The sequence below is a fragment of the Acidimicrobiales bacterium genome (assembly GCA_036273495.1).
GTDB lineage: Bacteria > Actinomycetota > Acidimicrobiia > Acidimicrobiales > JAJPHE01 > DASSEU01.
Map to the genome: position 1 here is coordinate 1 of DASUHN010000068.1, position 8,025 is coordinate 8,025.

General features: G+C 72.6%; 8 protein-coding genes. 4 read left to right on the top strand and 4 right to left on the bottom strand.

Annotated features, from left to right (window positions below; genetic code table 11):
• Together VFW24_02635 and VFW24_02640 are read left to right on the top strand one after the other, a co-directional pair.
• A partial coding sequence (locus VFW24_02635) for an SDR family oxidoreductase (GenBank protein HEX5265644.1) occupies window positions 1-738 on the top strand: 738 nt, incomplete at its 5' end.
• Window positions 739-829: 91 nt separating this feature from the next.
• Window positions 830-1,828 carry an inorganic phosphate transporter gene (locus VFW24_02640; protein HEX5265645.1) on the top strand — a complete coding sequence of 333 codons (999 nt, stop codon included), beginning with the start codon at window positions 830-832 and terminating at the stop codon, window positions 1,826-1,828.
• Between the two features lie 12 nt (window positions 1,829-1,840).
• Here VFW24_02640 and VFW24_02645 read toward each other — a convergent pair whose 3' ends face one another.
• A complete protein-coding gene (locus tag VFW24_02645; GenBank protein HEX5265646.1) occupies window positions 1,841-3,178 on the bottom strand; it encodes a DUF47 family protein in 1,338 nt (445 codons plus the stop codon).
• A 21-nt stretch (window positions 3,179-3,199) separates the two neighbouring features.
• Window positions 3,200-4,993 (bottom strand): NAD(P)/FAD-dependent oxidoreductase, encoded by a 1,794-nt coding sequence (locus VFW24_02650; protein HEX5265647.1) that lies wholly within the window; start codon window positions 4,991-4,993, stop codon window positions 3,200-3,202.
• 86 nt (window positions 4,994-5,079) lie between these two features.
• Between VFW24_02650 and VFW24_02655 the strand changes: the two genes are divergently transcribed.
• Window positions 5,080-5,751: a ThuA domain-containing protein gene (locus tag VFW24_02655; protein HEX5265648.1), complete on the top strand. Its 672-nt coding sequence runs from the start codon at window positions 5,080-5,082 to the stop codon at window positions 5,749-5,751.
• Window positions 5,748-6,401, top strand: coding sequence for a hemolysin III family protein (locus VFW24_02660; protein HEX5265649.1), 654 nt, complete (start codon window positions 5,748-5,750; stop codon window positions 6,399-6,401). The genes VFW24_02655 and VFW24_02660 overlap by 4 nt, the downstream gene beginning before the upstream one ends.
• 101 nt (window positions 6,402-6,502) lie before the next feature.
• On the opposite strand, the gene VFW24_02665 is transcribed toward VFW24_02660, so the two are convergent.
• Both VFW24_02665 and VFW24_02670 read right to left on the bottom strand, forming a co-directional pair.
• Window positions 6,503-7,705 (bottom strand): CoA transferase, encoded by a 1,203-nt coding sequence (locus VFW24_02665; GenBank protein ID HEX5265650.1) that lies wholly within the window; start codon window positions 7,703-7,705, stop codon window positions 6,503-6,505.
• On the bottom strand, window positions 7,705-8,025 hold a 321-nt coding region (locus tag VFW24_02670), incomplete at its 5' end, for a CoA transferase (GenBank protein HEX5265651.1). The genes VFW24_02670 and VFW24_02665, both read right to left, overlap by 1 nt.

Consider the following 8,025-nt stretch of genomic DNA (forward strand, 5'->3'; position numbering starts at 1 on the left):
GTGGCGGGAGGAGCCGGCGGCATCGGCTCGGCCACGAGCATCCGGCTGGGGGAGGAGGGGGCCAAGGTCGTCGTCGGGGACCTCGACGGGGCGGCCGCCGCCGCCGTGGCCAAGGAGATCGAGGCCCGCGGCGGCCGGGCCCTGGCGCTGTCGTTCGACATCTCCGAGCCGGCCTCGGTGGGAGAGCTCCTCTCCGCCGCCGCCGACGCCTTCGGCCCGATCGACGCCCTGCACGCCAACGCCGCCGACCTCTCCCGGGGGACGATCGGCCGGGACAGCGACGCCGTCGACATCGATCTCGATGTCTACGACCGGACCATGCACGTCAACGCCCGCGGCCACCTGCTGTGCGCCCGCCACGTCATCCCGCTGCTGCTCGAGCACGGCGGGGGCGCCCTGGTGTTCACCATGTCCGCCGCCGCCTTCGTCGGCGAGCCCACCCGTCCCGCCTACGCCATGGCCAAGGCCGCCCTCGGCGGCCTGGTCCGCCACATCGCCTCGAAGTGGGGGAAGGAGGGCGTCCGGGCCAACGCCGTGGCGCCCGGCCTGGTGCTCACCGACACCGCCCGGGCGGGCATCGACCCCGGGTTCCGGGACCGCGCCCTGCGCACCACCCGCAGCCCCCGCCTGGGCACGCCCGAGGACATCGCCTCCATGGTGGCCTTCCTCGTGTCCGACGACGCCTCGTGGGTCAACGGTCAGGTGATCAGCGTGGACGGGGGCGCCCTGCTGCGCTGAGGGCGGCCCGCCGCCGGGAGGCGCCGGTCCTCAGGGCGCCGGGTCGAGCGGTTTGTGGGCCGGAGGGGCTCTCGACCAAGCTCGCCCGGGGATGGAGACGCTCGGGCTGGTCGTCCTGGTCGTGGTCGCCCTCGGGTTCGACTTCACCAACGGGTTCCACGACGCCGCCAACGCGGTGGCCACGTCGATCACCACGCGCGCCCTACGGCCCGTCACCGCCCTCGCCATGGCGGCGGCCCTCAACGTGGTGGGCGCCCTGGTGTCCACCAAGGTGGCCGCCACAGTGGGGAAGGGCATCATCAGCTCCCCGTCGGGCACCCACGGCCTGGTGATCGTGTTCTCCGCCCTCATCGGCGGCATCGCCTGGAACCTCCTCACCTGGGCGCTGGGCCTGCCGTCCTCCTCGACCCACTCGCTCATCGGCGGCCTGACCGGGGCGGCCATCGGCGCCGGGAGCGGGGTGAAGTGGCACGGGCTGCTCAGCAAGGTGGTGGTGCCGATGGCGGCCTCGCCCCTGATCGGCTTTGCCCTGGGCTACCTCGTGATGATCGCCATCCTCTGGCTGTTCCGGCGCTACCGCCCCGCCGGCGTGAACCGGGGGTTCCGGTCGGCCCAGACCCTGTCGACGGCGGCCATGTCCTGGAGCCACGGCACCCAGGACGCCCAGAAGACGATGGGGGTGATCACCCTGGCCCTGGTGGCCACCCGGCACCTCGGCACCTTCCGGGTGCCGATATGGGTCATCCTGGCCGCCGCCACGGCCATGGGCCTCGGCACCCTGGCGGGAGGGTGGCGGATCATCCGCACCCTGGGGAGCCGGATAACCCCGCTCGACCCGCCCCGGGCGTTCGCCGCCCAGACCTCGGCGTCAGCGGTCCTGTTGTTCTCGGCCTACGCCTACGCCATGCCGGTCTCGTCGACCCACGTCATCACGTCCACGGTGATGGGCGCAGGCAGCACCCGCCGCCTGCTGGCGGTGCGCTGGGGAGTGGCCCGCGAGGTCGTGATGGCCTGGGTGCTCACCATCCCCGGGGCCGGGGTGACGGCCTGGGTGGTGTACCACCTGGTCCACGCCGCCACCGGCCGGTGAGCCGGCGGCGTCCTACGAGCTCTTGACCAGGATCGACTCGACCACGTCCGACACGTCCTCGATGGCGTTGAGCGAGTCCTCCAGGGCCTGGACGATGTCCTTCCACCGCAGCACGTCGAGGGCCTCGTACTCCCCGGTGAACAGGCGGGCCATGAGCCGGCGGTACACGGCGTCCCCCTCGCGCTCGAGGGCCTCGATGCGCTCGAGCCGGTAGCGGGCGCCGGTCTTCGAGCGCAGGCAGCCGATCAGCTCCACCATCTCGGCCGCCATGGCCACGAGCACGTCGGCCAGCTCGGGGAACTCGGGGAGGGCCCGGTCGACCTGCACCAGCTCGATCAGCTCGGCCACGGCAAAGACGTCGTCGACGACGTCGTCGATCTTCTCCGCGAGGGCGTGGATGTCCTCACGGTCGTAGGGGGTCACGAAGCTGGAGTCGAGCTTGTGGAGGAGGTCCCGAGTGATCTGGTCCCCCCGGCGCTCGTAGCGCTTGACGTTCTGGAAGTGCACGTCGATGGCCTCGAACGAGGCGACCATCTTGCGCAGCTCCTCGGCGCAGTCCCGGGCGTTGTCGGCGGCGGCCTGGAACAGCTCGAAGAAGACCTCGTCGGTGGGCACGATGCGCAGCCGGCGGAGCGATCCGAGCAGCCGGCGCAGACCCCGGGCGTCCTCGGTGGCGGGACGGGGGCGGCGGGCCAGCAGCCGGGCCGAGGTGATGCGGCGGGGCGCCACCATGGCGTCGACCCGGCGCGCCAGGTTGACGGCGTGGTCCCCGGAGCGCTCGTAGAAGCGGGCCAGCAGCGCCACCTCCGCCGCCACCCGCGGCTCGGCCCCGGCGCCCAGGACCTCCTCGACGAGACCGGCGGCCAGCCCGTCGAGCTCGTCGTCGGCCGCCGCCAGGTCGAAGCCGACGTCGCGCGACCGTTCCCGGTAGCCGTCGGCCGCCGCCCGCCACATCCGCACCGCCGTGTCGTTCATGGCCTGGATCAGGCCCCGCGACCGCGGGGTGATGGCGTCACCCAGACCGTCCAGGGTCCGCCTGGCGATGTGGGCGGCCAGATCGGCGCTGCGCTCGAGCTCGGGCACCATCTGCAGGACCGCCACCAGCTCCTCGAGCTCGGCGGGCCGGTCGGCGATGTCGGCCAGCCCCTCCCGGATGAGCCCGGTCAGGGCGGCGCAGTGGTCGTCGACCTGGCGGTCCTCGTTGATCACCTGGCCGGCCCGGCCCATGTCGTTGTCGAGCAGGGCCGAGGTGGCCCGGGCCGTGCTCTCCGCCACCAGGGCAAAGGCGACGGTCACGGCCTCGTCCACCTGTCTCCTGAACTCGGCCCATTCCGTCGGGGAGGCGGGCATGCCCCGCAACCTACCCGGGCGTCAGGGGCGCAGCTCCAGCCCGCCGAACTCCCCGTTGTCCCGCCAGTCGGCCATCAGCTTGAAGAACGGCATCGGGCCCAGGCCGTAGGTGCCGCCGAGGAAGGCCTGGCGGCCGGGGTTGCCCTCGTTGTTGTAGTAGCCCGGCGTGCACGACTCCTGGAAGCCCCGGATGTCGCGCGCCGTCTCGTCGAGGATCTTGAGCCACTCCGTCTCCGCCTCCTCGGTGGCCTCGACCTCCCGCACGTCGTGGTCGACGGCGTGGCGGACGATGTGGGCGGCGTGGCCGCTGGCCTCGGTGAGCATGTGGGGGAAGTTGGCGGTGAACCCGCCCTGGCTGTGGCCCAGGATGAACATGTTCGGGAAGTGGTGGACGTGCATCCCGTGGAGGGAGCGCATACCGTCGGCCCAGTACCCCGACAGGGTGACGCCGTCCGAACCGACCACGTCGTAGCCGGACCGCCGGGTGTAGTCGGTCCCCACCTCGAAGCCGGTGGCGTAGATGATGCAGTCGACCTCGAACTCCTCGTCCCCGACGACGAGCCCGGTCTCGGTGATGCGGTCGACGCCCCGCCCGTCGGTGTCGACCAGGCGGACGTTGGGGCGGTTGAAGCTCTGCAGGTACTCGTCGTGGAAGCACGGCCGCTTGCAGAACTGCCGGTACCAGGGCTTGAGGGCGTCGGCGGTGGCGCGGTCCTGCACGATCTCGTCGACCCGGGCCCGGATCGAGTCCATCTTCTCGAAATCGGCCAGCTCCATCGAGCCGGCGATCCCCTGGGCGGACAGGTCGGGCCCCTCGGCCTCGCGCAGGCGCGCCACCAGGCGCCCGATGATGTCGGTCCAGCCGTCCATCACCAGGTCCTGCTCGGCGACGCCTCCGGACGTGAGGATGGTGAAGTTCTCGATCCTCTGCTTGTGCCATCCCGGCTGCAGGGACGCCGTCCACTCCGGGTCGGTGGGGCGGTTGGCCCGTACGTCGATCGACGACGGCGTGCGCTGGAACACGAAGAGGTGGCCCGCCGCCGCCGCCAGGTGGGGAACGATCTGCACGGCCGTGGCGCCGGTGCCGATGACCGCCACCCGCCTGTCGTGCAGCCGGCTGAGGTCCCCGTTGGAGTCCCCGCCGGTGTAGTCGTAGTCCCACCGGCTGGTGTGGAAGGAGTGGCCTGTGAAGCTCTCGACCCCGGGGATCCCCGGGAGCTTGGGCCGGTGCAGCGGACCGGTGCCCATCAGCAGGAAGCGCGCCGCCATCTCGTCGCCGCGGTCGGTGCGGATGATCCACCGTGACCGGGCCCCGTCCCACTCGATTCCGGTCACCTCGGTAGCCAGGCACGCCCGCTCGTGCAGCCCGAAGTTGTCGGCTATGCGGTTGCAGTGCTCCAGGATCTCGGGGGCGCGCACGTACTTCTCGGTGGGGACGTAGCCGGTCTCCTCGAGCAGCGGCAGGTAGATGTACGACTCCACGTCGCACTGGGCGCCGGGGTAGCGGTTCCAGTACCAGGTGCCCCCGAAGCCGCCGCCCTTCTCGATGATCCGGATGTCGTCGATGCCGGCCTGGCGCAGGCGCGCCCCGGCTATCAGCCCGGCAAACCCCCCGCCGATCACCGCCACCGTCACCTCGTCGTGCAGGGGGGCGCGCTCGGTGCGCTCGACGTACGGATCCTCGAGGTAGTGGGCAAAGCGGCCCGTCATCTCGACGTACTGCTCGTTCCCGTCCGGCCGGATGCGCTTGTCCCGTTCCGAGCGGTAGCGCTCCCGGAGGGCGTCAGGATCGGAGGGCAGATCGGTGGTGGTCACGTCGGGCGAGCGTACTTGACCGCGCGGTCAAGTCCCAAGGGGACCGGGAGTCCCGTCGCCGTCCTACGGTTCGGGTCGTGGCCGGCATGGTGATCGTCAACCAGGTGTCCCCGTACCGGGACGGGCCGGCCGGGGTGCACGGGGTCCTCGGCCAGGCCGCCGCCGCCCTGGCCGACCTGGGGGCGCTGGCCGGCCTCGAGCCGGCCGTGGTGGGCGAGGTGGCCGACCTGGCCCCCGCCGACCTGGCCGGGGCGGCGGTGCTGGCTCTCTTCACCATCGGGGAGACCCCGTGGAGCCCGGCCCAGCGCCGGGCGGTGGAGGAGGCCCTGGGCCGCGGCCGGCTGGCCGTCCTCGGCGTCCATTCCGCCACCGACGCCAGCCGGGACTGGGAGGAGTACGGCGCCATCCTCGGCGGCCGCTTCGACGGTCACCCCTGGACCGCCTCGTTCGCGCTCGACGTGGTGGACGTCACCCATCCCGCCACGGCCAATCTGCCGAGCCCCCTGCCGTGGCACGACGAGGTGTACCTGTTCAGCGACCTCCGCCCCGACATGCGGGTCCTGCTCCGGCTCGACCCCGGCCAGCTCGACATGTCGGTCCCCGGGGCCCGGGTCCCGACCCACGGGATCCCGTTGGAGTGGTGCCACAACCACGGCGCGGGCCGGGTCTTCTACACCGCCCTCGGGCACTTCCCGGGGGCGTGGGAGAACCCGGTGTACCTGCGCCACCTGGCCGGGGCCCTGGAGTGGCTGCTGTGATCCGGCAGGAGACGCCGGCGGCCAAGCCCCGGTTGCGCGGCGTCTCCCACCAGGTGGCGGCGGTCGTCTTCCCCTTCATGGGCGTGGTGGCGGTGCTGATGGCCCGGCCGGCGGGCGCCAAGGTGGCCGTGGCCGTCTACACCGCCGGCGTGACCGCGATGTACGCCACCAGCGCCACCTACCACCGCGGCAACTGGTCGGCACCGGTGAAGCGCCGGCTGCGCCGGCTCGACCACTCGATGATCCTGGTCGGGATCGCCTCGACCTACACGCCGGTCGCCGGCATAGGCATCGGGGGCACGACCGGGCGGGTGGTCCTGGCCGTGGTGTGGTCCCTGGCCGCCGTCGGCGCCCTGGTGCGCAACCTGTGGTTGGACGCCCCGTCGTGGTTGGTGGCGGTCGTCTACGTCGGCGTCGGGTGGACGGCGGTGGCGGTGCTGCCCGCCATGTGGACCCACCTGGGCGTGGTGACCTTCCTGCTGGTGCTGGCCGGCGGCTCCGTGTACTCGCTCGGCGCCCTGGTCTTCAGCCGGCGCCGGCCCGATCCGTGGCCTGCGGTGTTCGGGTTCCACGAGGTCTTCCACGCCTTGGTGCTGCTTGCCGGCCTCCTGTTCTGGGTGGTGGTGCTGCGGGTGGCCATCCACGCCTGACCGCCGACGAGGCCCACGGCCACATCGAGATCCATCTGTCGATGTGCCCGAGGTGTCCGCCCCCGTCTGACCGGGCCGGCCGGAAGGGGCCGAACCCGGTGTCAGCCCAGGCGGTCCTGGTGCTCACCCAGGAGCGGGGCCCGCCGGGTGGACCAGGGCGTGGCGCTGAAGCGGTAGGGAGGGCCCGGATAGGTCAGCTCCCGGTCGAGCTCGGGATGGTCGACCGGGGTCGGGAAGTCACGGGCCACGACGTTCGGGTCGCGCATCGCCTCGCCCGGCGTGTAGACGACCCCGGTGGCCACGCCGATCTTCTGCGTCTCGCTGAAGAAGTCGTAGGCGTCGAGCCGCTCGGCCAGGAACGACAGGACCTCCCGGCCGGCGCCGAGCATCTCGGCCACCAGCGGGTCCGAGGTGATGTCGGCGTAGCTGAGCTGCTCCCGCTCGGCGCCCATCTCGAGCAGGGCGGTCAGCGGGAACTCGTCGCGCAGGCCCCTGCAGTCCAGCAGGTCGACCACCCGGGCAAAGGTATGGGGGTCCCGCGGCGGCACGCCGGTGGTGACGTAGCGCCCGTCCCTGCACCGGACCTGGGTCCGGGCCGTCGGCCGGGGCGCGGCGTGGCGGCCGGTCTGGCGGCGCATCTCCTCGCCGGCGGCCAGCCAGCCGTAGGAGGCCATCTCCGTCGTCACGTTGTTGGCGGCGCTCATGCTGACGTCGACGAGCTGGCCCCGCCCCGACCGTTCCCGGTCGAGGAGCGCCACCAGCACGCCCATCACCGCCCAGTGGCAGGCGATCTGGTGGCCCTGGTTCCCCCCGCCCCGGACCGGGGGCAGCCGGTGGTCGTCGTAGCCGCAGCTCCACACCGGCCCCCCCTCGGCCATCAGGGTCAGGTCGGTGAGCGGATCGGCGGAGCGCGCCGATTCCCGCCCGAAGGGGGTGACCGAGACCATCACCAGGCCGGGATGGCGCTCCGAGAGGGTGTCCCAGCCCATCCCCAGCCCGGCCAGACGGCCGGGGGGCTCGGCTTCGAGAAGCACGTCGCTTCGCCCGATCAGAGCCGCCACCTTCTCCCGATCGCGTTCGAGGTCGGCCACGACGCCGTGCTTGGCGGTGTTGTAGTGCCACCACGACAGGCTCCGCTCCGGGCCGGGCTCGTCGTCCAGGTAGGGCCCCGCCGAGCGTAGCGGGGAACCACCGGGTGGCTCGACCACGACCACGTCGGCGCCCAGATCGGCCAGCAGCTTTCCCGCCCACGCCACCCGCTCGTGGGACAGCTCCACGACCCGCACCCCGGCGAGCGGCCCCATCAGATGACACCGTCTTCGGCGAGGCGCCCGATCTCGGCGCTCGAAAGCCCGAGGATCTGGCCCAGCACCCGCTCGTTGTCCTGGCCGAGCACGGGCGCGCCCCGCTCGAGGTGCCAGTCGGTGGCCGACATGTGCACCGGGAGCCCGTCGACGCGCAGGGGGCCGTAGAGGGCGTGGGTCACCGTCGGCCACAGGCCCCAGGCGTCGTTGTCGGGATTGCCGTCACAGCGCTCGGCCGGGCGCAGCACCGGAGCGCACGGCACTCCCGCGGCGCGCACCAGCCCCACGATCCGGTCGCGGTCCCGGCGCCCGGTCCAGGC

Coding starts and splice junctions, on each gene's coding strand:
- VFW24_02640 (HEX5265645.1), top strand. CDS start 830: ATGGAGACGCTCGGGCTGGTCGTCCTGGTCGTGGTCGCCCTCGGGTTC.
- VFW24_02645 (HEX5265646.1), bottom strand. CDS start 3,178: ATGCCCGCCTCCCCGACGGAATGGGCCGAGTTCAGGAGACAGGTGGAC.
- VFW24_02655 (HEX5265648.1), top strand. CDS start 5,080: ATGGTGATCGTCAACCAGGTGTCCCCGTACCGGGACGGGCCGGCCGGG.
- VFW24_02665 (HEX5265650.1), bottom strand. CDS start 7,705: ATGGGGCCGCTCGCCGGGGTGCGGGTCGTGGAGCTGTCCCACGAGCGG.